This is a genomic window from Corynebacterium parakroppenstedtii, from assembly GCF_019754935.1.
Taxonomy (GTDB): domain Bacteria; phylum Actinomycetota; class Actinomycetes; order Mycobacteriales; family Mycobacteriaceae; genus Corynebacterium; species Corynebacterium parakroppenstedtii.
The window spans coordinates 389,873-415,629 of sequence record NZ_JAGSOA010000003.1; the positions used below are offsets into that span (position 1 = coordinate 389,873).

A 25,757-nucleotide genomic window follows, 5' to 3' on the forward strand; every position below is an offset into this window, starting at 1 on the left:
TGGCGATATAACCGTCGTTCACGTGCATGATTTACCACTCACTCCATCGCATGAGCCAATGTCGGGGGTGGAAACGCGGGAGGAACCCCCAGCCATGCGTGGGTTATGTCCGGTCCATGAGTACGGTTAGGTGTGATCCTCGGCTCCTACGCGGCATTAAGTGAGCTGAACCACATATCAACAAGGAGCGACTATGGACCTTTCAGCGCCTCTCCATATTGTCGTCATGGGGGTTAGTGGCAGTGGGAAAACGTCCGTTGCCCAGCATCTCCATGATTCGACCGGCTTTCCCTACGCGGAGGCCGATGATTTTCACCCACAATCAAATATCCAGAAGATGGAATCTGGGATCCCGCTCACCGACGACGATCGCTGGCCGTGGCTGCGGGCCCTACGAGATTGGATGTCCAAGCACGGCGACGCCGGCGAGTCAACCGTTGTGACCTGCTCTGCTCTGAAACGCGCCTACCGCGATCTACTCGGCCAGGCCCACGGCAATGTGCTCTTCGTGCACCTCGATGGGCCTATGGAACTTATCGCGAACAGGATGGAACTGCGGTCGGGCCACTTTATGCCTCGCTCACTATTGCCATCACAGTTCGACACACTGGAAACATTGGAGGGGGACGAGAACGGAATTACCCTCGACATTTCCCAGACCATTGAGGAACTGGATAAACAGGTGCTGGCGATTGCTCAGCGAAGTGCCAACACCGGAGGTCACGAGTAATGCTCACTCCGCTTGCAGCCGACTCCACCGTCACTGCGCACGCCTCCCACGGGCAACTCATCATGGCAGCCTGCGTGAGCATCGCGCTCATCATTGTGCTGATTACGTGGCTGAAACTACATCCGTTCTTGTCACTACTCATCGGCTCCGGGGCACTCGCGCTCCTGGCCGGCATCACGCTGACCGATACATTCACCGCTTTTTCGTCGGGTATGGGGTCGACGGTCGGTGGCGTCGGAGTTCTCATCGCGCTCGGTGCGATTATCGGCGCACTGCTGGTTGAGACCGGCGCGGCGGACGAAATCGTTGACACGTTCCTCGAGCACACATCGGAGCACCGCCTCCCCTGGGTGATGGCGACACTGGCGTTCCTCATCGGTATTCCACTGTTCTTCGAGGTCGGCCTGGTCCTCCTCATCCCCGTGGTGATGCTGGTGGCACGGCGTGTTCACGCGCCGGTGGTGTTGCTGGGTATCCCCGCGCTCGCCGGGTTATCGGCCTTGCACGGTTTGATCCCGCCGCACCCTGGTCCCCTTATTGCCATCGATTCCCTATCCGCCAACCTTGGGCTCACCTTGGGCCTGGGGCTGATCGTCGCCATCCCGACGGTCATTATTTCTGGGCCGATTTCGGCGCGGTTCATGGCGAAATGGGTGCCCGTGCCGGCGCCGGACACGTTCGATACGGATAAAAACATTCCGCGCGAATCCCGCCCCTCATTTGGCGTCGGCGTCTCCGTTATTCTACTTCCCGTTGTGTTGATGCTGGCCAGGACCGTCGAGGAAACAGTCGGTATTGACAAGGGGAGCGCCTTCGGCAATGCACTCGACTTTGTCGGTGAACCACTGGTTGCTCTCCTCATTACGACGTTTTACGCAATGATCATGCTGGGCCTGCGCACCGGACATTCGCTGAAGGAAACATCCGACGTCGCCGGCGGTTCTTTTGGGCCCATTGCGGGAATTCTTCTAATTGTGGGAGCCGGTGGCGGCTTCAAAGAAACGCTGGTCGAGACGGGTGTGGCCACGGTCATTGGCGATTGGATCCACGGCGTGGGGCTCTCCCCCATCCTGGCCGGATGGCTGGTCGCCGTGGCGATTCGGTTAGCTACTGGTTCCGCGACGGTGTCGACGATTACCACCGCCGGAATCATGGCTCCCGCCGCCGCCAACCTGACCGACACGCACACAGCCCTGCTTGTGCTGGCTATTGGCGTCGGCTCAGTATTCCTCTCACACGTCAACGACGCCGGGTTCTGGCTGGTCAAAGAGTACTTTGGGATGACTGTCGGGCAGACCTTCAAAACATGGTCTCTCATGGAGACAATTTTGTCCGTGACGGGACTGGTCTCGATTATGCTGCTTAGCCTGGTTATTTGACGTTATTCGTCTTCCTCATCGGTCCGCGCACCGCGATGGTCGACATACCAATCCGTCAAGGACGGATCGTCACTACGGAATTCGGCACCCGCTCCCTGTTCAGACGGAACACGCGAGGTGCCGAACACGAAATCATCCCCATACATGTCAATGCCGCGATGCACACCACGTGAAATGGCTTCGCGCGCGTAGGTGCGTCGAATCATGTACGGATCCTGACGTAGGTCCTTCGCCCACGCAATCATAATCCCGATGACAATGAACACGAACGGGAACGCGCTGGTCACCATGATTGACTGCAATCCCGACAGCGCATCTTGACCACCGGCCAGCAGCAGGAAGATCGCGATGAGCCCCAGGGTCACGCCCCACATGATCGTTATCGGAGTGGACGGCAAGGCTCGCCCCGACTGAGACATGGAGCCCACCACATTGGTGGCGGAATCAGCAGCCGTCGTAAAGAAGATCACGACCGCAATAAGAACGACGGTCGATGTTATGGGCGTCAAAGGAAGATTATCCAGCAGATCGAACATCACGTTTTCGCCCGAACCTTTAACGTCGAGACCAGGGCCTTTCATATTCATCCACATGGCAGTGCCACCATAAATCGTGTACCACGCGGTGGAAATGAGCGCGGGGACAAAAATCACCACAGTGGTGAACTGGCGCAGCGTTCGCCCTTTGGAAATTTTCGCAATAAACATTCCGACGAATGGCGACCAGGACACCCACCATGCCCAATACATCGTGGTCCACGAGGTCAAGAATTCTTTCTCGGAGTCGCCTTGGCTCGGTGAAATGGACATCATCGCCATGAAATTGTGGAATAGCGCGTAAATAGAGGTGGGAAAGAGATCCAGAATGAACAAGGTGGGGCCGGTGAGTAATGCGAAAGCGGCCAAAGCCACCACGATGACCATGTTGGCGTTCGATAGCATCCGGATTCCACGCTTAATCCCACTTACTGCAGAGAAAATAAACACCCCGGTAAGAAGAACCATCGCCCCAATCAGGAAAGCGTTTCCGTGAATTTCTTTCCCGGTTAATAGTGACGTTCCTGTGCGGATTTGTAGTGCACCGATCCCGAGAGAGATCGCAGTTCCAAATAGAGTGACAAGAACGGCGAAGATATCAATAATTCCGCCGAGAATTTTGTGCGTCCCATTCGGAAAAACAGGCTCAAAGATGGAGGAGATGAGTGGGAGGCGGCCGCGTCGATACGACGAATACGCGATAGCGCCACCGACGAAGGCGTAAATCGCCCACGCCAAACTGGCCTGGTGCAGGATTGTTGTTGACATCGACGGCAGCACCGCGGCCATCGTGCCAGCCTTGGCATCGGTGGCTGGGGTCGGGTCGAGTAGATGCGTCAGCGGTTCCAGCGGCCCATAGAACACCAAGCCGATGCCGAGGCCCGCAGCAAAGAGCATGGCGATCCACGACCCGGTGGAATAATCCGGGCGGGAATCGTCGGCACCCAATTTAATATTCCCGGTGGGGCCGTACCCCACAATCAGCATGAAAAGAAGGACCGCAATCATGAGACCGCCCAACAGCCACGCGAAGTGAGTGGTGATCCATTCTTGCATGTCAGCGCCGACGACGCTGATGCTCCCCGGCGCGACGGCCGCCCATACAACCACCGCTACGGCTACGGTGAGCGCAACAACAAACACGGTTTTATTGGTGGGGAATTTCCGGTCTGTGTCTTCCACACTGAGGCCAGGGATGAGCCCTGGGTGCAGCCGCGGTTCCGGGTTGACGGCTCGTTTTAACGCCTGGCCGACCTGTTGTGGAGTGCCGCGGCGCGGATGTGACGATCCTGCAGAGGGCTGGCGGGGTGAGGAACCGGACTGATCCGGCGGAGAGCTATGAGATGAGGCTGGCACAGTGTGAGCCCTTCGTAGTTCGACGGAGGTGTAACCCTCCCTTGCCATCTAATAACGGTATAGCCATTGGCGTCTTAAGTCAGTTTTCTGAGCGATATGCATAGCGACTTTCTATATGTATGTCGACTTTCTGGACGGATATGTATAGCGACCGAATCGAAATCGAATCGAATCTGTATCTCGGTCGAGCCAGCCGGAGTTTCAAAAACTAGAGTCGTTCCCATGAGTACAGATGGAAATAGGGAGCCGTCATTAGGGGGAACGGCCGCCGTTGACGGGAACACCGTTAACAGGAGCAGCGCCGTTGACGGGAAGAACCCCACGGTCGCGGGATCAACGATCCTGGCGATTACTGCATGTCCGACGGGTATCGCGCACACGTATATGGCCGCGGAGAAACTCGAGGCTGCGGCCAAGGAGGCCGATGCGACGATCAAGGTGGAAACTCACGGCTCGATCGGCGTCGATAATGCTTTTTCTCATGCGGATATTGCGGCGGCGGACGCCGTGATTATTGCGGCGGACATTGCGATCGACAAAGAGCGGTTTGTGAATAAACGGCTGGTCACGACGGGTGTTGATGCTGCAATCAGCCATCCTGATGATCTCCTTCGACGCGCGCTGATCGCTCCACGGTGGGGGCAGTCGCATAGCAAGGGAAACCAAGGTAGCGACGGTGACCATGGTGCGGGAACCGGTGGTGGAGTTTCCGGAAGCAGCCTCTCCCCCGACGCCACCGATGGAGCGGCAATGAACGGATCAGCGAGCGGATCGATGAGCGGCGAATCATTGAACCCTGCGACAGTGATCTATCGAGCCTTGATGGCTGGAGTATCGCGCATGATCCCCTTCGTGGTGACGGGCGGGTTGCTCATCGCCGTGGCGTTGTCCTTGGGCGGCCACCCCACATCGGAAGGAATGCAAATACCAAAGGACAGCTTTTGGTATGACATTAATCAGCTGGGCACGCTAGCGTTCAGTCTGATGGTGCCAGTGTTATCGGCCTATATTGCGGAGGGTATTGCGGACCGATCAGCGTTGGCACCCGGGTTCATTACTGGCATGGTCGCTGTGACTGGTTCGCTGTATGGCTCCGAGGCGGGCACTGGATTTATTGGTGGCATTGTCACGGGTATTTTGTCCGGCTACGTAGCATTGGCTATTCGAAAGATTCCCGTTAATAAGTATGTGGCCCCTATTTGGCCGATTATTGTCATTCCGATTGTGACCACACTCATTGTCGGCCTGCTTGTTATTTATGTCATCGGCGCGCCGATTGCATCGCTTTTCGACGCCCTGACGCACTGGCTAGCCAGCATGAATGGGACGTCGTCTGTGGTGCTAGGTGCTGTCTTGGGCGCAATGATCGCTTTTGACATGGGCGGTCCGTTTAATAAAACGGCGTTTCTTTTCGGTGGCGGTTTAATTGCTGCCGGAAATGCTGCACCTATGGGGATGAACGCGGCGGCTATTGCGGTCCCGCCGCTGGCAATGGGCGTTACTACTTTTATTCGCCGACAATGGTTTACTAAGCCTGAAAAAGATGCTGGCATAGCTGCCCTGATCATGGGATGTTTTGGTATTACCGAGGGCGCTATTCCTTTTGCAGCGGCTCGTCCGTTTCAGGTTATTCCGGCCAATGTTATTGGTGGAGCCGTGGCCGGTGCACTTGCCGGTTTATGGGGTGTGAAAGATAACGTCATGCACGGCGGACCTATCGTTGCCGTGTTGGGGGCTATCGACGGCGTTGTGTGGTTCTTCATCGCCGTGCTCGCCGGTATCACGACGACGATCGCCGTCATGATCGGGCTGACACAAATAAGTATGTCCCGGAGTAAGAATTCTTCGACGACAGCGTCTGGCGCGAGTGACGATAGTGCTGTTGCTGATTCTTCTACTGATTCTTCTAACCCGCGGAACACTGGCGCTGTTACCAGCGCTGAACCTGACGGTGTTGTTTCCGGCACCAAGAGCGCTGAAGAGTCAGACGCTCCTCATCTTATCGACGAAACACTGGTCGTCTTGGACGATGACGCTCCTTCTGGAAACCGCGAAGATGTCATTCACGGCTTAGTAGACCACGCTGTGTCGGCCGGCCGAATCACCGATGGTGAAGCAGTGATCCAGGCAGCGCTAGCTCGCGAGGAGCAATCGACGACGGCGGTGGGAAATGAGGTGGCAATTCCGCATGCCCGGGTAGCTGGCGTCGAGACACCGACGGTGTTGTTCGCCCGAATTCCGGGAAATGGTGTCGACTGGCAGAGCCCGGATAACAAGACCGTGCGCTTTGTGTTCCTCATTGCCGTTCCTGAAGGGGCGAATAAGAAACACATGAAAATTCTTGCCCAACTTGCGCGTGCCCTGATGAGGAGCAATTTCCGCACTCGCCTCCGCGACGCGACAACGCGCGGTGAGATAGTCGACGCTGTCCGGGAGGCCGTGGGAAACCTATAAACACCTCTAAGTATTAGAGACGAATCCGGCTTTATTCCACTGATTTCAGAGTTGCCACGGCCCCGGGAGCCGGTACCGCCACATCTTTCACTGGTGAATTAATAATCTGGAATTCACTCGGAGTGACCCGCGCGAATATTTGGTGCGGGTCTTCGCCTTTGAGATATGTGTCCAGAAAACTCTTCAACTCGGGGTCATGTTCTGCGGCCTGCTTAGTTTCCTGCGAGACACGTAGTGCCGCCACGTAATTTCGTGGGGTCCCTTCAACCAATCCGGCAGGCCTCCTTCCGAATTCTCCTTCAATGGGTAGTAGACGCTGCGATAATGACGTTCCCAGGCGACCATCGACGGTCTCGAGAAGCAGCGGATACTTCTTACCGTTAACCGTCACGGTGATGTCATGTTTCTCACTTGCGTAGGCGAAGTGATCGATGCTTAATGACGCATTGTCGGTTACTTTTCCCTCGTAACTAAAAGGAGATTCGTCCGCCAATGTATCTGTGCTTCGATCAGCGGAGGAGTTTTCAAGTTTCTTCCCCTCCAGCGGTAAATGAGTCGCGGTGAAGGCCCAATTTTTATCGTCAAGAGTTTTATGCCAATAACCCGATTCGCCATCCGAATTCGTTCCCTCTACCCTGAGTTCGCGGTTCGTTGAGCCTGGTGCAGTCGTGTGGATAGAAATCCTGCTCGTGATTGTGCCAGGAATTTTTGGCTGGTGAGTCCACTCGTGCCCTTCAATCGCTATCGGCGCTGTGTTGTTATCCAATCGCTGTTGAAGGGCATTAGTTGCCGACGGGCGCTCGTCCGGATTGTTGGGGTCGTTCCATTGGTAGCGGAATTGAGCTGGGTCGGCACCGCGAACGTCATAGTCGGACAATTTCGTGTACATATCACCGTATTTATTGGTAATAAAGATGACCGATCCTGATGCTGACACAGATTCTGCTTGGAAACGCGAGTTAAATGGCGTACCGATTTCGTAGGAATAATCACGCGCAAGCCACGGATCAAGGCTGTAAAGATGCGATCCGTCTTGGCCGAGTGCGACTACTTGGGTGACTTTGGCATACGAGATCGGCTGTTCTTTACCGTCGGGCGTGGAATATGTTTTATCCACATTGTTGTCGATCAGAGTAAACGACCATTTCCCTTCCTCAGTGGTGGGCGATTGCAAACCTTTGCCCAACCACACCGGCCCTCCCCAGGCTCTGATCCAACCCCATCGTGTCGGGCTCGAAAGCAAATTACTCAGCGTGTACATCCAGCCATCTTTATCCAGCGCGATGAGAGAATCACCGTTGATGGACATGCTGACAATGTTTCCATCCAAACATTCGGGGGTCGGAAGATGCCGCCATTGCTCTTCTCCACGATGACGAACCACCAATGATCCCTCATGGAGTGCAACATCAATTTTTTCGTTGAAACCTTGGTGGTTGTCTCGTAAATCAATACGTTCCGGCAGGTCTTTATCATTTGCGACGGGTAAGACATCATAACCATCATCACCAAAATCAGGCGCGACCAGCCCTAAAGGAAATTGTCCATTCCCTTTACTGATATCGCCGAGATAAGGGACGCACATCGCGTTCGGTTGTGAAGAAGCCGGAATATCAGGCTGCGGAGAATCACTGGGCGCACCATTGGCGACGGCGACGCTTGCCAGCGGAATAGAGAGCGTAACAATAGCGGCGGAAATGAAACGCGAATGCGAGGACTTACGTACATGTCGCGATTTATGAGCGTATGGGAAATTCCGTCGGACATTGTTTCGATGGTCCATGACAATCAGCCTTTGTTTCGGGGGGGTCAAACGCAGCGGTAAACGAGCCCATTGGTTGAGGATTATTGACCGCCGAATACAACTCTGCTGTTTAAAATCTTAGTTTCTGTGGCTGTTTCGCAGCGGCCAATCGATGTTTAGATCGATAACACGATCCCCCGGTTTACCCCCTGGGCGTAATTATGTATAACGCCCGGGAGGTTTCACACACGACTTAGTTTGGCGGTAATTCGCCTTCCATCACGACGGATTCGGATTGGTCATCCCAACGGAACGTGGCGACTGATCGACCACTTTTCTCCGCCAGAGGCTCCCCTGGCTTGGGCCATTTCCAGGTCACATTGATCGTCGAATCATCAACACGCGAAACATCTGGCGAGTATGTCGGCTTCTGAGACACAGTTTTTATGAATCGTCCGTTGTGGAACAGCATGGTTTGCGTAGGCGGACTGCCGTCACCAATATACGTCGGAACTAATACTGCCCAAGACAAGGCCGCACACGGCTGATTGTCGAGAAAAGAGGAGAGATCAATATCCCATTCCCCCGACGAAGGTGGAGGAACCTCAGCCGCGTGGTCTTGATACTCCCGTGCAGCAATATTGTCGTTGCAGCTTTCCTGAGGTCTTCGCTGCTGAGCGGCAGTTTTGCCGTCGCTATCTGCATCTTGCTCGTCAGATTCAGCGACAGCACTACTGCCATCATCTGAAGCTGCCGCGTTTTCAGAGCTCGGAGTAGCGGTGGAGGACTTCGCAACCACAGACGTCGGCTGGTCAGCGGCCTGAGAGTTGTCGTTATCACCACCCTGGTTGCATCCAGCTAGCACGACCGCGCTAGCTAATAACGCAATGCCCTTGACTGCGTGGGACGATGACACTTTCATGCTTTTCTCGACCTCTCATCACCACATGGTGGGATTAAATGCGTATTGAAATTGAATACGCACTTCCTAGCATAAGTGAAGCCCTCATTGTCGGCATCACAAACAGATGACATGCGAATAACAAATCAGTTTCTTTTAGGATACCTATGCAGAATGTAATGCCAAGAACCCTCCTCAACGTTTAAATAAATAAAGGAGGCTGAAAAATATGAACGAACAACAATGGGGACAAGAACACCGCGACGAAGCTTGGGGAGACACCGAGAATCAGAACGGTAACAACCCCCAGAACAACAACGCATCCAGCGACCAGAACGACGTCCACAATGGGCAAACTGCCCAGAACAATGGGCAGTGGGGTGCTGGGACGCAGGGTGACACACAACCCACGACGGCCTTTCCTCCTCAAGGCTTTAATGGGCCACCACCTAACGGCCAATTCAACTATCCCCCAATGCCTGGGAATCAACCATGGCCCGGGAATCAGCCCCAGACTGTCAACCAGCCCTGGCCGGGGAACCAAGCACAGTACGGAAACCAACCTGGACCTGGACCGGTCGAATACCCCGCAGCGGTAAATCAACCGTGGTCTGGAAATCAACCACAGCAGGGGAACCAGCCCTGGCCACCTAATCAACCCTGGCCCGAAAACCAACCCCCGCAACAGTTTTCGCAGCCCGTACAGTCTCCTCAAGAACCACCACAACAAGGTCCACAGCCGACGCCACGGAGGGGCGAAGAAGACAAACGTCGCTCTCAATTCCCACGCCCGTCGATCGAGCGTCTTACGTCCGAAGGTCAATCTGGCTGGGGACCCCACCACTCCTCGGACGGAGGAGCTAGCGGATCAGTCGGCTCGCACCAACCAGCGCCACATCATCCCGTCGGTCCTCACCATGACGGGGGAGCATCAGCAGCCGGTACACCACCCGGCGGGCATGGCACTGTCACAGGGCCTCACCCCACAGCGCCTGATCCAATGAGTGGCTCGCAAGCTGTTACCGCAGGACCACCCCAACCGGTAAACGGTCCCCAAGCTTTCACCGCAGGACCACCAGATCCGGTAAGCGGCTCACACGCCATCACAGCGAGCGGAAGCAAAGTCGCGGCTGGCGGGGCTGTCAAAGGCGGAGCCGCTGGCATCTTGACATCGACAAAAGGCATCGTCGGCGCGGTAATCCTTGGCGGTGGAGCGATAGTGGGTGGTGGCGTGGCCTACAACCACTACACCACCAATGACGATTCCAGTGAACCAACAACGTACTTACATTTATTCGAGGGCATGTCGAGTGGAAAAGATGTTGTTCCGGTAGAAGGTGGACTGTCTTTTCGCCTGGCTGATACCAATTTCAATTGCTATATCGGTTTCTCCGCGATTTTGACGGACATGCTGGGCTGCTTCCAGTCGGAAAACAATGATCCATCTCAAGGTGCAGAATCGGCATCGAAACCTGACCAAAAGTTCGTTTATTCTCACCAGGAATTCAAGACCGACGTTAGTTTTTCCTTCGAGGACGGAATTCTCCACCCTGGAGAAAGAATCCGATTCCACGAGACCGCATGCGGAGTATTTGAGAATAAAAAAGCGACATGTATCGTCGATGATAATCGCGTCGACTTCACTGATAAGGGCTACACCATTACCAAACGTAAAGGTGATGGCACAGGCGTCACCGGATCCAAATGTGGCGACGTCAACGTACAACTTCCCGCATTCGATAACGAACCCACAAAAGCACCCGTCCTTGTCCACCAAGGTGATGTGGATTGTTCACACGCTCTTGAAGCAATGCAGAATTACGTTGGAGCGAGTGATTTTAGAAGCGCACCAGGCAAGGGTGAAGATCCCGCTGGCCCAGATAAAAACGGTTGGACATGCAAAACCAGTGTGGTGGGATACAACGAGGAGGAAACTCCAACTGCAGTACCCGGTAGTGTCTACTGCCAAGACAGGGACGGAAATACCGTATATACGCCGACGCAGTATTACGTCTAACGACTAAGCCAATATCGACTTATCCTTTCCGCACGCTAATGGTCCATCCGGCGTCGTCGGTAGCCTCGAAGTTCGTGACCTCGTGACCATCGGTCGCCGCCCACCGCGGGATAGCGTCCGTCGCCTGGGTGCAATCGAAGTCGATGACCAGCTCGTCCCCGCTGGAGAGCTGCTGCATCGCGGCTTTCGCTTCGATCAACGGGAACGGGCACACCGCACCCAGCGTATCCAGGGCAAATCGTCGCTCGCCGACGCGACGTAAACCACCACGGAGCTTCGGGTTCACGTCATTAGGGCCACCATCAGTCGGGCGCTCGAGCACAGACACTGCAGGTAAGCCAACAGCGGTCGCGAATCCACCGACATTCAAATCGGAATCGGGGGCAGAACCTCCACCTGCGGAAGCCCCCACCAACACAGGCTCGCGTTCAGGACTCTTACGATCATCAGACTCTGCCAACACTCCAGTGCGCTCAACTGCACCAGACTCAGGCGTCAGGTCATCGACTCCGTTAGGCTCAGGTTCCAAGTCATCGACGCCGGCAGAGGCAGCGGCCAAATCGCCGGCACTAGCCGCGCGGGTGGCGTCGGCAGTAGATGGTGACAAGGTGTAGCCATCCGGATCTTGAGAGTTGATCGGCTCGGCAGGCTTCAGCCACAGCTTCGCGGCGAACCCCACCCCCAACGCGATGAAGAGTAAAGCAACCCAGCCTTGGCAGCTAAACAGCGATGTCTGCACCATGCCGTTCCCGACCGTGCAGCCACCCGCCCACGCGGCGCCGACGCCCATCAACACGCCGCCGGCAACCGACCGCACCGCCTGGGTTCCCGACGGAACTCGCACGCGGAACTCCCCCGACGCCTTCGCCGCCAAGTACGACCCGATCAGGATCCCAAGCACAAGGAGGGCTCCCCAGTTGATGCGGGTCGCGTCACCCGTCGTCACGAAACGAACCAGGTCCGAGCTGGGTGTGGTGATTCCCAAACCATCGTTGCGGCCCGTCGCCGCCGAAAGCGGCCATGCGATGACACCGAGCACGCCGACGATCGCCCCGGTCGTGTACACGTGCCAGGGCTTTTCCGCCAACAGGTGCGCGAGGCCCGTCTTCTTCGGTGCGAGCTGGGCGATTTTGGGTTGAGCTGCCTCGGCACGGGCAAACTTTGCGACGAGGAACGCGGTCAGCACGGCCAGCGGGAGAGCCAAGCCCCACGCCGAGACCCCTAGCGACTGCTGGATAGTGGTGAGGGGAACCGTGTATTCGCGGAGCCCGCTGTTAATCCCTTTTAACGCCCCCGCTTTCATCGCGGCGGCCGATAAGCCATACGTGAGCAGGGCAATCCAGGACCCGACCAGGCCTTCGCCGGAGCGATACCATGTTCCTGACGCGCACCCGCCCGCCAACACAATGCCAACGCCGAAGAGGAAGCCGCCGATGATGACGGCGACGGGGGCGAAGTCGTCGACCTCCGGGGTGATGACACCCAGCGATGTTAGTGCGGCTAAGCCCACCGCGTGGACGGCGATGACGACGAGGAGCGCCACGAATCCGCGCCACGTTTTCAGCGTGAAGATGTCACGCAACATACCGGTGACACAAAAGCGACCCCTTTGCATGACGTAACCGAGGACCGTTCCGAGCATGAGACCGGTAATAAGCATGGCAACCTTTCCGCTTGATGGGTGGCGTCTGATGAGCGCCACCCAATGAATGAGGGCAAATGAGGACATCCGCCCTACGTCACGACGGTCATACATGGCGACCACCGACGTGGACGCCATCATGTTCGTGCTTAGAGTAGCCTAAAGTAGACCGCTCTGTCTATAGTCTTTGTGTAGGGCTTTTACAGCGGGAGTGAATGGCGCAATTTCCAGTGGGGGGTGAGGGTGCAGGAAAGGGCGGACCAGGAAAAAGCGTGCAAGAGTCCGACACCTGCGGGCTTGCCTCAACGCTCCCCACAAAAACGGGTACACAACACAGACTTGTGCCGTGGGTAATAAATGGTGGGCTTCACGTCTGCTTTAGTAGAAGAGTGCGAATACGGTGAAGTCAGCACGCGCAATTGAATACACAACTAACTAGTCCCTAGCTCACCAGCCACCCCACCCCACTGAACAAGGAATCACCATGAGCGACGAATCAGAAAAACAGCCACACAATGACCCCGAGACCACCCAATTTCCGCCCAATAATCCCGAAGGTACGTGGAATAATGCGGGCGGTCAGGACAACACGTGGGGCAACGGAAGCGCGCAGAACAACGGAGCTTGGCAAAACACGGATGCGCAGAACAACGCGGCCGGTCAGAACAACGAAACACGGCAATTCCCGCCGGTAAACAACCCGAACAACCCACAGGGATCACGACAGAGGCAAGACACTCCAGGATTCGGCACTCAACCACCCAACCAATCCCAATGGGGACAACCGCCGACATCACAACAGCCAGCACCAAACCAAGGGTTTTCTCAAGCCGGATTTTCTCAGGGCGAGCATGCTCCAAGCGGGAATAACTATGGCGGAAATGGAAGCACCGGCGTCTCCGCAGACACAAAACCTAACCGCATTGGCGCGAAAGGCATCGCCAGTATTGTTGGCATACTCGTGTTGCTCGGCGGAGCGATTGGTGGAGCGAGTTACGTGTGGTCCAACCACCACAATGGACAGGACAACAATGGAGCAGCGCTCGCCACTTCGGTAACGCAGTCGCGGGCGGCGACCCCGTCAGTTAATCCCACCCCCGGGCAGGAAACCACAGAGCCTACCCGAAATAACGCCGCGATCCATCCCACCGTCAATAACGACGACGACACGACGGCGGACACCACTGAAGAAAGCGACGATTCTGACAGCTCAAGTAACAACTCGAATAGCAGTTCAGCAGGAGAATGCGATTCCCCAGGGGGTGACGGGAAAACTTACCAGATAGTAGTAGAAAAAGGCGATATTGACTGCGCCGATGCTCAAGAAGTGCTCAAGCGCTACGACGAGGCCCCCCAAGACGATGGAGGCCGGGATGGAGAGCGCCACGGCAATTTCCAATACTGGGATTCCACCACCGACGATTGGAGCTGCGTTTCACCCACGTATGCCACCGCAAAAAGAGAAAACCGCACCACTGGCTGCGGCAATGAAGAATTGGGAGCCTCATTCTTCATTCCTTTTGGCTCTGGGGAAGACCGCGACTAACCGCCCCCAAGAACCGTCGATAATTGAGAATGATAATCGAGAATAAGGGTCAGGGAACGAACCATCGCTAGTTATTACCCCGTCGTTAGCGTAGGCAACCGTCGATAGTGGTACCCAAAAAGGCCATCAGTGCGTCCCAACAAAAGGCTGCACTAATGACCTATCAGTGTCAAAGGTCTATCGGGCCCATTAACCTACCAGACCGCATGACCTATCAGGGCCAACTCTGAGTGAAGATGGTGCCGTAAATCCACGGGAGGAACTGATCAACCTTCGTGTAGTTCGCCATCGTCCGCCCCTGACCGTCCTTACCGCTCGACGAGCACAAAACACCGTAAAGTACGGGACCAATGTGGAATGCTCCGCCGGAGTCGCCATGCTCCTGGTGACCAATGATGGACTTTGTTTCGAACATATCCGCATTGCCTGGGCGTGGCCCTCGCGTCGGACCCGAGACAAAAGCCAAACCTTGTTTCTCAGGGAAGCGGGCATGGCCCCACCCAGTGAACTGCCCTGGCTGATTTGGCATAGGGCCGGGCGACGGCAACATGATGGGCCGAACCCCCATCGAAACGTCAGTGCGAACCAGAGCGACATCGGCGCCGCCCGGTTCACGAACGACTCGATCAACTTTGAATGTTTGCTGAGCTCGCTCACCAATCTTCACATGGCCACCCGGACCATGACTATTACCCAAACAATGTGCCGCAGTGATAACCCAGCGGTCCGATAAAACGGAACCACTACACACGCCACCAATAAGAACTTCAGCGGACCATGGTTCAAAAACGGCATTGTAACCATCAGCTACCGCATTCGCCGATGGTGCAGCCACTGTTGTCCCAACTACACATGCTGCAGCACATGCTATAGCGCTCAGCACTTTTCTAATCTTCAATTTTCTACCTATCACTGATCTACACGAAAGAAAACAAAGGGAAACGTGGAAACTCATGTTCCCACTCCGATATATCTACTTCGGCTCCCATTGCATTACATCATATACATATGACGTCTGACAAGTCCGTTGCGGTGCGATAATGCCGTTATCAGGGTGAGTTAGCCCCCCTATCAGCCTTGGGTAGATTCACCACGCAAATGCCTTCGAGATCTATCTCACAGCCCAACAGAAATTGAAATAAGAAAAAACTTTTTCAGAAATCGGTCGAACCTTAAAACCAGTTCGTCTTTACATCAGGTGAAGAAAAATCACACTAAAGCCGGTTCACATTCGCCACAATACTTATGCTTATGAGCAGACGTACATGCGTCACACCGCAAGAACAATTTCCGACACTTGTCATTCGCGCAATTCACGAATTGTGCCGTCGGCTTTCCGCATTCAACACAGTGTCCTAACGATTCTGCGCCGTCGCCAAATTCCATATGCATTCTCTTATCAAAAACATATAAAGATCCATCCCAATACCCATCGTTTCCGTACGCTTCCCCGTAGCGCACGATCCCCCCGTCCAGCTGATAGACCTCTTGGAAGCCGCGGTTCTTCATCAGCACTGACAAAACTTCGCACCGTATACCACCCGTGCAATACGTCACTACCGGTCGCTTCTTCAGGTCGTCGTACTTGCCGGATTCGATCTCATCCAAGAAATCGCGAGTCGTCGTCGTAGCTGGAACTACAGCATTGCGGAACTTGCCTATTTCTGCCTCCATGGCGTTACGGCCGTCGAAAAACACCACCTCATCGCCACGTTCGTCCATCAAATGATGCAGGTCCTCCGGTTTCAGATGCGTACCGCCACCGATGACACCCTCTTCATTCACCTTCAATTCATCCACAGCGCCGAATGTGACTAACTCCGGGCGGACTTTCACACTCAAGCGGGGGAAGTCATCCCCTTCACCCTCTGACCACTTAATATCGGCATTCTTAAAAGGTGCGTAGCTGCGCGTTTCACGGCAATAACGTTTGACGTCGTTAAGTTCCCCGCCGAGCGTCGCATTAATGCCATCTTTAGAAATAATGACCCGGCCTTTGAGATTCCACTTCTCCGCCAAGGCCTTCTGCCACAGACGAATCGCTTCAGGGTCGGCTAGAGGCGTGAACACATAAAACAGCACAATTTTCGGCATGGACATGGTGCTGATTCTAATAAGACACCTGCTACGCCCAAGAAATCGTGAGGCTCCGATAAGCAGCTCGTCGCCCCTCAACACCTCTGTATCGCGAGTAACCTAGGCCTACGAAGACTGCGGAACATCGACGCACTAAAACAAGAACTACAGAGCCACCCGATGGTGAAATAGTGAGCACACACCTAGGAGTCAGGTTTATGAAGAAGCTAATCAACGACCCGCATGACGTCGTCACGGAGAGTATCGAGGGGGTGGGCTTGGCACACCCAGAGCTCGTCACGGTCAATCCCGACCCGCTGTTTGTCACCCGAAGCTCTCACAATGCCAAGGAACAAGGCAAAGTGGGCGTCATTTCGGGTGGTGGCTCCGGACACGAGCCTCTCCATGCGGGGTTCGTCGGCACTGGGATGCTCGACGCCGCCGTTCCTGGCGCCGTGTTCACGTCACCAACGCCCGACCCGATCCTCGAAGCGGCAAAGAGCGCCGATAAGGGTGCAGGCGTGGTATTCGTCGTTAAGAATTACACCGGGGACGTGCTCAATTTCGATACCGCTGCTGACCTTGCCGATATGGAGGACCTCGAGGTTCGGCAGGTCATCGTGAACGACGATGTCGCCGTTGAGGATTCAACTTTTACCGCTGGCCGACGTGGCGTCGCCGGCACTTTCTTGGTCGAGAAGATCACCGGGGCCGCGGCGGAACGCGGATTGACTCTCGACGAGGTCGAACGCATCGCGCACAGTGCCATTCATAACGTGCGGTCGATGGGTGTGGCATTGACGTCGTGCACCGTTCCTCACGTGGGGAAGCCGTCCTTTGACCTCGACGACAGCGAGATTGAACTGGGCGTGGGCATTCACGGCGAGCCTGGCCGACGTCGCGTCCCCATGAGTAGTGCGAATGAGATCACGGATCAGCTGCTCGACCCCATTGTTGCGGATCTGGAGCTGAAGAAGTCCGACCGCGTTATTGCCCTGGTCAACGGCATGGGCGGCACGCCGTTGTCCGAGTTGTACATCGTTTTCCGACGGGTGGCGCAGCGGCTATCGGACCTCGGTGTTGCTCTCGAGCGGTCCGACGTCGGGAACTTCGTCACCAGCCTGGAAATGCAGGGTGTGTCCGTCACGCTGCTCCGCGTCGATGATGAACTACTCTCCCTGTACGACGATCCCGCCCGGACGCCGGCATTTGTCAAGAAATAAACCGGAATAAAAACGGGGAATAAACGGAAATAAATCAGAGGAGGAACACAATGTCAGATTTGGATAAGGCATGGGCTGAACGGTGGATCCGCGGGTGCGCCGAGGCCGCGAGCGAGCACCGCGAGGAATTGATCGATCTAGACCGAGCTATTGGCGACGCTGACCACGGCGAAAACGTGGACCGTGGTTTTCAGGCCGTGGTGAAGAAGCTGGACGACGACCAGCCCCAGGACATTGCGGGCGTTTTTAAGCTGACCGCGAAGACGCTGATGTCGACGGTCGGCGGGGCGTCCGGGCCGCTGCTCGGCACAGCATTCATGTACGCAGCGAAGGCCGTATCGGGTGACGGGCTTGATGCCGACGGTGTTGCCTCTGTGGTGGAGTCCGCAGTGGGTGGCGTCGAAAAGCGGGGCAAGGCAACCGAGGGCGAGAAGACCATGGTTGATGCGTGGGCCCCGGCGGCGCGGGCAGCACGGTCTGCTGCCGATGATGGAAAGGATCCAGCCGAGGTGTTGCAGGCAGCTGCTCGTGCTGCGGATGAAGGTGCTGAAGCCACCGTCGACATGACTGCTACCAAAGGGCGCGCTTCTTACCTGGGGGAACGCTCTGTGGGACACAAGGATCCCGGCGCTGCGAGCTCCGCGTATTTCCTCGCCGAGGCCTCCAAAGCCGTTGATGCGTAGTGGGGTGCGCAATGAGCGAGGTGCTGCAGCGCCTCGAGGAGGAGGCTCGACAACCGCGTAAGGCTGCTGGTGACGCGGCAGCTACAGCGGCATCAACCACGACTGCAGGCGAGGATTCTGCATATAGCTCTGCAAACAGAGCAACGACGGAGGAACCACTACCGGAGGAAGAACTTACGGAAGGAACGATGATGACAAGCAATAACGACGCTGCGTCTGGCGCAAACGAAGGTTCCGAACGCCCGACGACGGACGCTGCCCCGTCGAATTCTGCTTCGGTGGATTCAGCTTCGCCGGACTCTGAACGGAAACAATCGCCACAGGTCGGCGTCGTGGTGGTGTCCCACTCGAAGCGCTTGGCCGATGGTTTGGCGCTGTTGGCATCGCAAATGGCTAGGGATGTGCTGATCGTTCCGGCGGGTGGTTTGGATGCCGACCCGGAGGATAAGGGCAACCCCGATGGTGGCGGTATCGGCACCTCGTATGACGCCATTGAGGCCGCTGTTAATAAGGTTGTCGACGCGGGTTTGGCCTGCGCTATTTTCACTGACCTGGGATCTGCGACGATGACGGTGGAGATGGTTGTGGACATGCTCGACGACGAGCCCGTTCGGTTTATTGACGCTCCGCTTGTTGAGGCCACCGTTGCCGGAGCCGTTGCCGCCCAGCAAGGCCAAGATCTGGATGGTGTGGAGCGCGAGGCTCGGCGTGCGATTTCCGCGTTCGAATCTGAGAGCGCGGGTGATGGTGATTCGGCAGCCGCGCCGGGCGAAGATGCAGCTAGCGACAGCACTAAAGACGACGATGCGAACGGTGGCGGCTATTCACGGCGTGTGAAGGTCGCGGATAAGGCCGGCCTGCACGCGCGCCCTGCCGCAAAGTTGGCGGAGATGGCCGCGGACTCAAAGGAAGGCATCTTGGTCAACGACGCGGATGCTGACTCGGCGATGTCCCTGATGGGTTTGGGCGCTGAGTGCGGCGAGGAGGTTACTGTTTCGGGTGATCGATCTGAAAAAGCATTGATTGACTCGATTGCCGACGCTATCGCGGCCGGCCTGGACGAGTAGCTCTTCGGAGACTATTTGGACTCCCGCAGCTGTGCGCCAATGACGTGTGGCGTGGTGAGCCCGATGTCTCCTCGGAGTTGTCGCAGGTTGTATTCTGCCTCGAATTCGCTGGTGATGGGCTTGTATTTCCCTTCTGGTTCTTGTTTTTGGGATTTAGAGGAGTTGCCGTAGCCACCCATGGGAGCGATTCCCATCCTGCCCATCGCTGGGCGTGAACCGTCACCTCCGGTGGATGACGGTGTTGCGGCGCCACGGCCATAATGTGGTGCCGTGTTTTTGTTGTCCCCTGGGGTTGAGCCTGGGTAATGCGGGTTGACCCCTGTCCGGGGCATGGGCGTATCTGGTCCGGGATGGATGATGACGCTCCTGTTTCGCGGAATTTCGCCGGGTTTGTTGAGCTGTCCTGGCCCATGAACTCCGTTGCGCGGATAGCTACCGTTGCCGTGTGGGATGTGCCCGGTGTTCATCAGGTTGCGGTTAGGGGTGCCGAGTCTGGTATTCGGTGTGTTAGAACGCAGGTTGCGGCCTGGTGTTTGGGTTGTGCGAGGAGTGTAGCCAGGTGATGAAGTATTCCCAGGTGATCGGGGAAATGAGTTACCGCTGACACCACCGGGAGTAACGGGAGCGTTGTTTCCGTTAATCGGGGTTGGTGCGGTGCCGCGAGGTGTGTTCCCCGCGTTGGACGCCAGGTTGGGTGACGTTTGTGCGGGTGGCGCGATGGGTACTGCTGGTGCGGGATGGTTAGTAGTTGCGCTGACGTTATCCGCCCTGATCATTGCTGGATGGGTTGGATTTAGTGGTGCGTTGTTCATAACCGGCGCTCCTCCAACTGCCCCAATTGTCGCCATAGCAGGGTTGACCGTGGTGGATACGGAGCTAGGGCTGTTAATGGGAGAGGGCGACTGCGTGGTGAGATGTCCTCCACCCTGCCCGACGTTGGGTCGTTCGGTGAGGTTGCGTAGTGGTGGCACCGCCGCGGTGAGCATGGCTTGATAAGGGCCGGTCATGAATTCACGGGTGGCTGCCCGTGCTGCTTCCCCGGCTGCCTGTACTCCGGCGGGGTTGGTGGCTGCGGCGACCGCTGCGGTGTGCTCGGCTTCGATGGCCGCGATCTGGGCGCGAGCGGCCTGCCGAATATGAGGCAGTTGGGAAACGGAAGCGTGCATGGCGGTGGCGTTATCGGCGAAAATTTGGGCCGTGGCCATCACTTGGGTGCAACATGAGGCGGCGGCATCAATCGCCTCTCCTGTGTTTTCTTCCAGTTGGGTACGGGCCCGCACCAGGGCGTCGACGGTATCGTTCAAAGAACTGGACAGGTTGTGCCAGTACTCGGCGAGGGCATAAATCTCACTATCGTCACCTGCGTCGAGCATCGCGAGGACTGCAGAGGGATCATCGCCGTCCCCTGGTATTGGCTCCGAAAAGTCAAAGGGGCTAAATGCTCCATCCGGACGAGTCGGGAAGGTGAACTCTGTGTCCTGTATCGACTTAAGTCCGCAGAGTATGGCCGCTGAGGCATCGTCTTGGCCAACAAACGCACCCCGCATTTCCTTCGTGCCTTCAGCTAACCAGTGAATCAGACGACGGAGTTCACGCAGCGTCTGTACTGCGCTTCCTATTTCTCCGGAAATAACTTTAGTATGTTGCTCACTTAGGTTCCTCAATCCCGGTTCCTCTGTGAATGAACTTTCTAAACCTCGGTATAATGAGAGGAAACTCTTTCCCCTAAGGAAAACACCGTCGTTTAGGATTGAAATTACTCTATCCAGAGAACAAGGATCTACAGATAATTCCATTCTACAATAACCTTTCTAATTCGCTTCTTGCATCGTCACATAATTCTTTAAAATCCCTAGGATCAAACTCAGCTAAATCGGTAACCCCCACTCTTCCAAGTGGAGTTTCTAAATAAGAAACACAGGCTTTAACACCAAACATTTCATTGATCTGGTCATATTTATACGGTGAGTACTCTCTAAATATGCGGCCAGCGAGATTATTTTTAGGCAGTGAGTCTGTACCGGCGGCAATTAATCTTTCTTGCCCTCTATCCATAATCACAAGTCCACAATTCTTTAACTTTCGAAATTTTATATAATCCGAGCCTACCGATCGATACCCCAAACCTTCCCAGTATCCTGGCGGGGCATCCTCGCAAAGGTCGGCATTCTCAAACCGCGGATCTGAGTAGTCATAGGAGCCATCAGGGTTCTTTTTTGCTTTAACCGGGTACTTAGCCAATACCTCCGGGCGCTCCCACAAAGGACGATCCTTGTGTTCCCCCTTACCCGACCTATTTTCTTCAGGAACGGGCCTTGTAGAACCGATCGCCTTCCGTTCTGAGAACAATTCTTCTGCCGGGTTGGTGTGAGAAGTGGCGGGTTCCGACGATCCAAACCTATCTATATCTTCACTGTTAGCTTCTATATCTTCACTGTTAGCTGCCGCAGGTTCCATATCCCCGAAACCAGAACCATCGGACTGGGAACATCCCGCCAACAATGCTGCAGCAGCAATCGACACTACGCTTAGAGAGATTCCGACAATACGCGGACGTCCAATATTCCGTTTTATATCACTTCTGTTGCAATAGTGATCCCCCACGACAATCCCCCCAACATGATTTTTATAAATTTCGCCCACTCCGAATATCAGAACAATCTGAAGCCTCTCTACCCCAACAGTCAGCACGGCAACTAAACGGAATGGTTGAAAACTTTTAAATAAACAAGTTCCAACAAATACGGAAACTTGCGAAAACCCCTATTTTCCGGCGTTGACGTTACCAGACGCATAACGGCACGTCTACGGCTTTTAGAAATTATTGTCGCAATGTTCTCGCGTCGGTTTAGACGACGGAGCTAGTCATCGGTTCCCACGAATATGCAATTCCCACTGTGTAGCCGTTCCCCCACTACAACCAGCCACAACACACCGTGGCGAGCCAACACCGTCCAGGCATAACGGCAGAAATAAAAAGGGGACCCCACGCACCCGTCAGAGCTCGCTGACCCTTGCTGCGTTCCCGCCCTGGGGGAGTTCACAAGATGGACGCCGCGCGGAATCCGGCCCCCATACTAACCCACAGAGGCGCATATTCCCACCCACCAGAGCAATCCCCCCCCGCTGGGAAAACAGCGCACTACATGGACCCAATATCCCCATTATCGACGCCCTACAAGGCCTGTTTTTGTCGATGCCCATGACATCCGGTAGGCTTGCCCACCGGAACGCGGACTTCAGGTGCGTTCCACGCTTGGAGGATTCGACTAGCGGCCTATGTCACACGCCTGGAACGCGTGCGGGTAGCAATACCCTCGTGGGTTCAAATCCCACATCCTCCGCCACAGAACCTAGCCATCCAGTAACCACAGGGTGGCTAGGTTTTCGCATACACAGGGTTTCCGCCGGGTTATACGACTAGAAAGAACACGGGCGCAAGAAACAGCCCCGACGAAACCTAACGCTCATGTCAGAGGGCTACACAGCCCCACAACGAGGGGCACATAACACGCAATCGGGAACATTAACGCGGGCCAGAGCACATAACGAATGAAAGCGCCGCACATGCGACGCCACCATTTACTTCCCTCACATCACTACTCACGAAGGGCCCGAAAAATGCTCCCCAACGCCTCATCATCTGCCTCCTCTTCATCGATCACCACACCGAGCACCGGCAAAAACTCCCACGTCATTCGTCGGAAAGTCATGGCTGTAGCAACCGCGGTGGCAGTCATCGGCACGCTGGCTGCCTGCGGAAATGATGACGCAAATTCCGAGCCCAGCACGATCACCAAGACCAAGACGACCGACCAGACCACGACGAAGACAGCCACCACAACCACTCGCACGACCACGCCCACGTACGACGACGAAACGACGACCGAGGAATACACGCCTCGGCAGACCTACACCACACAACAAGCACCAGCGCAAACGCAGAACACGGGCAATTACGACGACAGCTACGACGATGAAGACGCGGAGGAGGACGTCCCGAACGCTGGTGTGAATGGCCCCAAGTTGGAGTGGAGGACTCTCGGCCCATTCGGCTCCGGTATGGGGTGCGAACAAAACCGCGACCATCAGCCAATCCAAACAACCGCGTGCTACCGCGGAGAGGACGGCAACTTCTACTACCAAGCCGTGGTTCAGGCGCCCCGATAAAAAATCCTCTTCCCATGTCCGCACCACCCTGTACGATGAAAGTGAATCGCATGGTCTCAAGGAAGGTTCACATGTCACCGCAGGTCACACCGTCGAAAATCAACGTCGAAGCCCTCACCAGCTCCAAAGCCGACATCGAGAAGGCATACAACGAACTCAAGGCCAAGAACCTCGCGCTGGACCTGACCCGCGGCAAGCCTTCCGCTGAACAATTGGACTTTGGTGATGAACTGCTCGGCCTTCCCGGCGCGGGCAACTACACCGCCGACGACGGCACCGATTGCCGCAACTATGGTGGCCTGCGCGGCATCGTCGATATTCGGGAAATCTACGCTGACCTGCTGGGAATCCCCGTCGACAACATCATCGCGGGGGACGCATCCAGCCTGAACATCATGCACGATCTGATCGTGTGGGCGTACATCTTTGGCACTCAGGATTCCCCGCGGCCGTGGAAAGACGAAGACACCGTTAAGTGGATCTGCCCGGTCCCGGGGTATGACCGTCACTTCTCCATCACCGAGCACCTCGGATTCGAGATGATCAATGTCCCGATGACGGATGAGGGACCCGACCTCGACGCCATCGCCGAACTTCTCAAAGACCCGCAGGTCAAAGGCATGTGGACTGTGCCCGTATTCGGCAATCCGACGGGCATTAGCTACTCGCGGGAAACGTGTGAAAAGCTTGCGGCGCTCGATGCGGCCGCACCCGATTTCCGTATCGTGTGGGACAACGCCTACGCCGTCCACACCCTCACCGACGACTTCCCCGAGCCCATCAACGTTCTGGAGCTCGCCGAGAAAGCCGGGCACCCGAACCGTTTCTGGTTCATGACGTCCACGTCCAAAATCACCTTCGCCGGGTCGGGCGTGAGCTTCTTCGCCTCGTCGGCAAGCAACCTGGACTGGTACGCCAGCCACGCTGGGATCCGCGGCATCGGGCCGAACAAGATCAACCAGCTGGCCCACGCGAAGTACTTCCACGATGCCGAGGGTGTCAAGGCCATCATGCGGAAACACGCCACGTCGCTCGCGCCGAAATTCGCCGCCGTCGACAAGGTGCTCCACGAGCGGCTCGACGACTACAACGTTGCCACGTGGACAGAGCCAAAGGGTGGGTACTTCATCAGCCTCGACGTGCCCGACGGCACCGCGTCACGCGTCGTTGAGTTGGCCAAAGAAGCAGGTATTAAGCTCACCGAAGCTGGATCCAGCTTCCCGCTGCACAAGGACCCCGATAACCGCAACATTCGGCTCGCACCTTCGCTACCTCCCATCGCGCAGGTGGAAGAAGCCATGGATGGAGTGGCTACCTGCGTCCTCCTCGCAGCCGCTGAAGCCGCCGAGAAGTAGCCGACCCAGACCCCGACAACAGAGGTGAGCGCCCACCACGCCCATGAACCTATTGGAAACACAGACCTGGTTGGAATCCATCCTGCCTGGCGAAACGCACTGGACCAGCATCAAAGCCAGTCCCGATAGTCCGCCGTTCACCGTGACCTCCCTCCTCATTAACGATGACGGAACGGCCGAATCCGTCGACCCCGCGAACGGTAATGAGGAGCAGCCGCGCGGCCGGCACGCCAAAGTGACCGATGACCTGCGACAAATCCTCTCGTGTACGGCAGACGCGGCGCGATACTCCACCGGGCTGACCAGCCCAGACGGGATGGACGTGCGCGCCGAGCTGCTTGCCGTTGGCCTGGCCAGACCGGGCGAAATGGGGCAACTGGTCGCCGCAGCGGCCACCATGCTCAGCGAAGAGGGATCCGGGCGACTGGCCCAACCAGGAACATTCCTGCCAGGGCTGGGGGCCATGGTCAACCCCGCGTTCACCACGAAACACGGGCTGCTGGTTGTCCCCTACATTTGGCCCAAAGGGGTGCCGACCGTGACGGAGCATCCCGACCTCACCACCGCCGACGGGCAACCGGTTAATCCCACGCATCCGGGTCGTATGACGTTGATCGCCCAGATCATCATGCTCACCGAACAGGAATTCCTCCACGGCATGACCCACGGGATCGACTCACTCCAGACTCGGCTGGCCGAAGGAGGGGCAGACCTCCGCGACCTTCGTCGCGCGAGCGTCATATAACGCCCATCCACCCGGTAGCGCACGTCGGCACGACACGCTGTTTAGCCCCCTGAGCACACGAGCCGACCCGTAACCCCAGTTCAAAGGCGCAAAAAGCTCAACACCACGGCGTGTCCTACCCGGGCGGTAGCAT

The 25,757-nt window shown here is 56.3% G+C and carries 19 protein-coding genes, 1 tRNA gene and 1 other RNA gene; 12 read left to right on the forward strand and 9 right to left on the reverse strand.

Annotated features, from left to right (window positions below; translation table 11 throughout):
- Positions 1-193 precede the first annotated feature (193 nt).
- Together KCQ76_RS10290 and KCQ76_RS10295 are read left to right on the forward strand one after the other, a co-directional pair.
- Positions 194-730: a gluconokinase gene (locus tag KCQ76_RS10290; RefSeq protein WP_046201896.1), complete on the forward strand. Its 537-nt coding sequence runs from the start codon at positions 194-196 to the stop codon at positions 728-730.
- Complete coding sequence (locus KCQ76_RS10295) at positions 730-2,109, forward strand: GntP family permease (RefSeq protein ID WP_046201895.1); 1,380 nt, start codon at positions 730-732, stop codon at positions 2,107-2,109. Before KCQ76_RS10290 ends, KCQ76_RS10295 begins: the two co-directional genes overlap by 1 nt.
- Positions 2,110-2,111: 2 nt before the next feature.
- Here the strand turns inward: KCQ76_RS10295 and KCQ76_RS10300 are convergent, their stop codons facing one another.
- Positions 2,112-4,001 carry a BCCT family transporter gene (locus KCQ76_RS10300; protein WP_046201894.1) on the reverse strand — a complete coding sequence of 630 codons (1,890 nt, stop codon included), beginning with the start codon at positions 3,999-4,001 and terminating at the stop codon, positions 2,112-2,114.
- A 222-nt stretch (positions 4,002-4,223) separates the two neighbouring features.
- Between KCQ76_RS10300 and KCQ76_RS10305 the strand changes: the two genes are divergently transcribed.
- The gene (locus tag KCQ76_RS10305) at positions 4,224-6,455 is read left to right on the forward strand and encodes a fructose-specific PTS transporter subunit EIIC (RefSeq protein WP_260627154.1); all 2,232 of its coding nucleotides are present in this window, start codon (positions 4,224-4,226) and stop codon (positions 6,453-6,455) included.
- Between the two features lie 31 nt (positions 6,456-6,486).
- On the opposite strand, the gene KCQ76_RS10310 is transcribed toward KCQ76_RS10305, so the two are convergent.
- Both KCQ76_RS10310 and KCQ76_RS10315 read right to left on the reverse strand, forming a co-directional pair.
- Positions 6,487-8,238, reverse strand: coding sequence for a hypothetical protein (locus KCQ76_RS10310; RefSeq protein ID WP_052723032.1), 1,752 nt, complete (start codon positions 8,236-8,238; stop codon positions 6,487-6,489).
- Positions 8,239-8,452: 214 nt separating this feature from the next.
- The gene (locus KCQ76_RS10315; RefSeq protein WP_052722429.1) at positions 8,453-9,121 is read right to left on the reverse strand and encodes an LppP/LprE family lipoprotein; all 669 of its coding nucleotides are present in this window, start codon (positions 9,119-9,121) and stop codon (positions 8,453-8,455) included.
- 208 nt (positions 9,122-9,329) lie between these two features.
- Here KCQ76_RS10315 and KCQ76_RS10320 point away from each other — a divergent pair, with 208 nt between their 5' ends.
- Positions 9,330-11,117 carry a hypothetical protein gene (locus KCQ76_RS10320; RefSeq protein WP_082089984.1) on the forward strand — a complete coding sequence of 596 codons (1,788 nt, stop codon included), beginning with the start codon at positions 9,330-9,332 and terminating at the stop codon, positions 11,115-11,117.
- 19 nt (positions 11,118-11,136) lie between these two features.
- Here KCQ76_RS10320 and KCQ76_RS10325 read toward each other — a convergent pair whose 3' ends face one another.
- A complete protein-coding gene (locus tag KCQ76_RS10325) occupies positions 11,137-12,777 on the reverse strand; it encodes a YeeE/YedE thiosulfate transporter family protein (RefSeq protein WP_046205317.1) in 1,641 nt (546 codons plus the stop codon).
- A gap of 466 nt (positions 12,778-13,243) precedes the next feature.
- Here KCQ76_RS10325 and KCQ76_RS10330 point away from each other — a divergent pair, with 466 nt between their 5' ends.
- Complete coding sequence (locus KCQ76_RS10330) at positions 13,244-14,305, forward strand: hypothetical protein (protein ID WP_046201891.1); 1,062 nt, start codon at positions 13,244-13,246, stop codon at positions 14,303-14,305.
- A 214-nt stretch (positions 14,306-14,519) separates the two neighbouring features.
- On the opposite strand, the gene KCQ76_RS10335 is transcribed toward KCQ76_RS10330, so the two are convergent.
- Complete coding sequence (locus KCQ76_RS10335; protein ID WP_046201890.1) at positions 14,520-15,140, reverse strand: S1 family peptidase; 621 nt, start codon at positions 15,138-15,140, stop codon at positions 14,520-14,522.
- A 374-nt stretch (positions 15,141-15,514) separates the two neighbouring features.
- Positions 15,515-16,405, reverse strand: coding sequence for an oxygen-dependent tRNA uridine(34) hydroxylase TrhO (trhO, locus tag KCQ76_RS10340; RefSeq protein ID WP_046201889.1), 891 nt, complete (start codon positions 16,403-16,405; stop codon positions 15,515-15,517).
- Positions 16,406-16,599: 194 nt separating this feature from the next.
- Between trhO and dhaK the strand changes: the two genes are divergently transcribed.
- The 3 genes from dhaK (at position 16,600) to dhaM (ending at position 19,354) form a co-directional block, all read left to right on the forward strand.
- On the forward strand, positions 16,600-17,604 hold the full coding sequence (dhaK, locus tag KCQ76_RS10345) for a dihydroxyacetone kinase subunit DhaK (protein WP_046201888.1): 1,005 nt from the start codon (positions 16,600-16,602) through the stop codon (positions 17,602-17,604).
- A 50-nt stretch (positions 17,605-17,654) separates the two neighbouring features.
- Complete coding sequence (gene dhaL / locus KCQ76_RS10350) at positions 17,655-18,287, forward strand: dihydroxyacetone kinase subunit DhaL (protein ID WP_046201887.1); 633 nt, start codon at positions 17,655-17,657, stop codon at positions 18,285-18,287.
- Positions 18,288-18,565: 278 nt separating this feature from the next.
- On the forward strand, positions 18,566-19,354 hold the full coding sequence (gene dhaM / locus KCQ76_RS10355) for a dihydroxyacetone kinase phosphoryl donor subunit DhaM (RefSeq protein ID WP_046202095.1): 789 nt from the start codon (positions 18,566-18,568) through the stop codon (positions 19,352-19,354).
- 11 nt (positions 19,355-19,365) lie between these two features.
- Here dhaM and KCQ76_RS10360 read toward each other — a convergent pair whose 3' ends face one another.
- The 3 genes from KCQ76_RS10360 to ffs all read right to left on the reverse strand — a co-directional run bounded on the left by KCQ76_RS10360 (position 19,366) and on the right by ffs (position 22,424).
- Entirely contained in the window at positions 19,366-21,018 is a 1,653-nt protein-coding gene (locus tag KCQ76_RS10360) for a hypothetical protein (RefSeq protein ID WP_231725420.1), read from the reverse strand.
- 133 nt (positions 21,019-21,151) lie between these two features.
- Complete coding sequence (locus KCQ76_RS10365) at positions 21,152-21,997, reverse strand: hypothetical protein (protein WP_152646982.1); 846 nt, start codon at positions 21,995-21,997, stop codon at positions 21,152-21,154.
- A 332-nt stretch (positions 21,998-22,329) separates the two neighbouring features.
- Positions 22,330-22,424, reverse strand: an RNA gene (gene ffs, locus KCQ76_RS10370) — signal recognition particle sRNA small type.
- 188 nt (positions 22,425-22,612) lie between these two features.
- Here ffs and KCQ76_RS10375 point away from each other — a divergent pair.
- The 4 genes from KCQ76_RS10375 to KCQ76_RS10390 all read left to right on the forward strand — a co-directional run bounded on the left by KCQ76_RS10375 (position 22,613) and on the right by KCQ76_RS10390 (position 25,624).
- Positions 22,613-22,701 (forward strand) — tRNA-Ser (locus tag KCQ76_RS10375).
- 274 nt (positions 22,702-22,975) lie between these two features.
- Positions 22,976-23,524 (forward strand): hypothetical protein, encoded by a 549-nt coding sequence (locus tag KCQ76_RS10380; protein ID WP_046201884.1) that lies wholly within the window; start codon positions 22,976-22,978, stop codon positions 23,522-23,524.
- Between the two features lie 71 nt (positions 23,525-23,595).
- Positions 23,596-24,879 (forward strand): aspartate aminotransferase type Ic, encoded by a 1,284-nt coding sequence (locus tag KCQ76_RS10385; RefSeq protein WP_046201883.1) that lies wholly within the window; start codon positions 23,596-23,598, stop codon positions 24,877-24,879.
- A gap of 43 nt (positions 24,880-24,922) precedes the next feature.
- Positions 24,923-25,624 (forward strand): hypothetical protein, encoded by a 702-nt coding sequence (locus tag KCQ76_RS10390; RefSeq protein ID WP_052722428.1) that lies wholly within the window; start codon positions 24,923-24,925, stop codon positions 25,622-25,624.
- The last annotated feature ends 133 nt before the right edge of the window (positions 25,625-25,757 follow it).

Bases quoted from the DNA above. Each gene is read 5' to 3' on its own strand.
- dhaK (WP_046201888.1), top strand. From the start codon at position 16,600: ATGAAGAAGCTAATCAACGACCCGCATGACGTCGTCACGGAGAGTATC.
- KCQ76_RS10385 (WP_046201883.1), top strand. From the start codon at position 23,596: ATGTCACCGCAGGTCACACCGTCGAAAATCAACGTCGAAGCCCTCACC.
- KCQ76_RS10325 (WP_046205317.1), bottom strand. From the start codon at position 12,777: ATGCTTATTACCGGTCTCATGCTCGGAACGGTCCTCGGTTACGTCATG.
- KCQ76_RS10295 (WP_046201895.1), top strand. From the start codon at position 730: ATGCTCACTCCGCTTGCAGCCGACTCCACCGTCACTGCGCACGCCTCC.
- trhO (WP_046201889.1), bottom strand. From the start codon at position 16,405: ATGTCCATGCCGAAAATTGTGCTGTTTTATGTGTTCACGCCTCTAGCC.
- KCQ76_RS10320 (WP_082089984.1), top strand. From the start codon at position 9,330: ATGAACGAACAACAATGGGGACAAGAACACCGCGACGAAGCTTGGGGA.
- KCQ76_RS10315 (WP_052722429.1), bottom strand. From the start codon at position 9,121: ATGAAAGTGTCATCGTCCCACGCAGTCAAGGGCATTGCGTTATTAGCT.
- KCQ76_RS10390 (WP_052722428.1), top strand. From the start codon at position 24,923: ATGAACCTATTGGAAACACAGACCTGGTTGGAATCCATCCTGCCTGGC.
- KCQ76_RS10330 (WP_046201891.1), top strand. From the start codon at position 13,244: ATGAGCGACGAATCAGAAAAACAGCCACACAATGACCCCGAGACCACC.
- KCQ76_RS10310 (WP_052723032.1), bottom strand. From the start codon at position 8,238: ATGGACCATCGAAACAATGTCCGACGGAATTTCCCATACGCTCATAAA.
- KCQ76_RS10290 (WP_046201896.1), top strand. From the start codon at position 194: ATGGACCTTTCAGCGCCTCTCCATATTGTCGTCATGGGGGTTAGTGGC.
- KCQ76_RS10380 (WP_046201884.1), top strand. From the start codon at position 22,976: ATGCTCCCCAACGCCTCATCATCTGCCTCCTCTTCATCGATCACCACA.
- KCQ76_RS10305 (WP_260627154.1), top strand. From the start codon at position 4,224: ATGAGTACAGATGGAAATAGGGAGCCGTCATTAGGGGGAACGGCCGCC.
- dhaL (WP_046201887.1), top strand. From the start codon at position 17,655: ATGTCAGATTTGGATAAGGCATGGGCTGAACGGTGGATCCGCGGGTGC.